Source organism: Glycomyces sp. NPDC021274 (assembly GCF_040641195.1).
Taxonomy (GTDB): domain Bacteria; phylum Actinomycetota; class Actinomycetes; order Mycobacteriales; family Micromonosporaceae; genus Glycomyces.
Genome location: NZ_JBFADC010000055.1, coordinates 1 through 1,567, shown reverse-complemented (window position 1 = coordinate 1,567; position 1,567 = coordinate 1). Strand labels below are relative to the sequence as shown.

General features: G+C 62.9%; 2 protein-coding genes. Both read left to right on the top strand.

Annotated elements, in window-relative coordinates:
* Positions 1 to 772: 772 nt before the first annotated feature.
* Positions 773 to 1,132 carry an NADH-quinone oxidoreductase subunit A gene (locus tag AB0I03_RS26490; RefSeq protein WP_067349851.1) on the top strand — a complete coding sequence of 120 codons (360 nt, stop codon included), beginning with the start codon at positions 773 to 775 and terminating at the stop codon, positions 1,130 to 1,132.
* A 9-nt stretch (positions 1,133 to 1,141) separates the two neighbouring features.
* Positions 1,142 to 1,567 (top strand): NADH-quinone oxidoreductase subunit B family protein (locus tag AB0I03_RS26485; RefSeq protein WP_360417323.1); only part of this gene is annotated, 426 nt, incomplete at its 3' end.

Here is a 1,567-nt window from a genome sequence, read left to right as displayed (position 1 = left end):
GGGACATGGCACCACGGCTATCAGGAGCCGCAGGTTGCTGCCAACAAAGGTGGGGTGCGCCACACTTGATGTGTACGCGACGAATAAAACGGACTTTTCGTCAACTGCCGTAGCGCCGGCGCGATGTCCGAATTTCTCGATCATGTTCCTACGCACGGCATTTGATGGCCGGCGCGGCCTCCGGGCGCGCTTATCACTTCTTGATTCGCCGCGCCAAGGCTTCCCGGGCGTCAAGGTCTTATGACTTCAAATCGCGTGGGATAGGTCACTCGTGAGTGTCCGTTATGTTCCCGTGACCGATCGTCGGCCGTCGACCGGCTGCGCGCACCCCGTCGTTGCGTGATTCCGGCCCTCCGCTCGTGAACCGAAGCACGTACCGACGATCACGGCGAGGTCACGAGCGCATCACGTCTACACCCGTCGCGCATATAGCAGTTGGCTCCCGTCCAGCGCCAATTTGCTTATCAGCCACGTGTCTTGATAATGAGGTTGCCGCGCTGACCAGCGGTAACACCGGCGAATATCACCTCTGGTGATCACTTGCGTGCTTCGTGTAGGGAGATCACCGGTCATCCGACTTCATGATCCTTCGTCAGGTGGTGAAGATCACAAAGTCGTTGGCTGACCCCGTGTCGCAGATCACAGACCGACGGGCATAAGATGCGGGCATCGGGCTTGTGAACTGCCTCACATATACGTGATCACCTCGGGGCGGCCGGCGAGCCCGAGCGGACCGCCATCCAGTCATCGTCGACTGAAGGGAGCGAGGACGGTGAACGCTTACGCGCCCATCCTCGTACTGGGAGCCCTCGGGGCAGGCTTTGCGATCTTCTCCGTGGTCATGGCCACGCTCATCGGCCCCAGGCGCTACAACCGGGCCAAGCTCGAAGCGTACGAATGCGGAATCGAGCCGACACCGCACCCGTCAGGCGGCGGTCGCTTCCCGATCAAGTACTACCTGACGGCGATGCTCTTCATCGTCTTCGACATCGAGATCGTCTTCCTCTATCCCTGGGCGGTCAGTTTCGACGCCCTGGGGCTGTTCGGGCTCGTCGAGATGCTCCTCTTCGCGCTCACCGTCTTCGTCGCCTACGCCTATGTCTGGCGTCGCGGCGGCCTGGAATGGGACTAGGGGTCACCCATGGGACTGGAAGAGAAGCTGCCCAGCGGCTTTTTGCTGACCACTGTCGAGCAGGCCGCGGGCTGGGTGCGCAAGTCATCGGTCTTCCCCGCGACCTTCGGGCTGGCCTGCTGCGCCATCGAGATGATGACCACCGGCGCCGGGCGCTACGACCTGGCCCGCTTCGGCATGGAGGTCTTCCGAGGCTCCCCCCGGCAGGCCGACCTGATGATCGTGGCCGGCCGGGTGAGCCAGAAGATGGCGCCGGTGCTGCGGCAGGTCTACGACCAGATGCCGGACCCGAAGTGGGTGATCTCCATGGGGGTTTGCGCCTCCTCGGGCGGCATGTTCAACAACTACGCGATCGTGCAGGGCGTCGACCACATCGTCCCCGTCGACATCTATCTGCCGGGCTGCCCGCCGCGCCCCGAGATGCTCATGGACGCC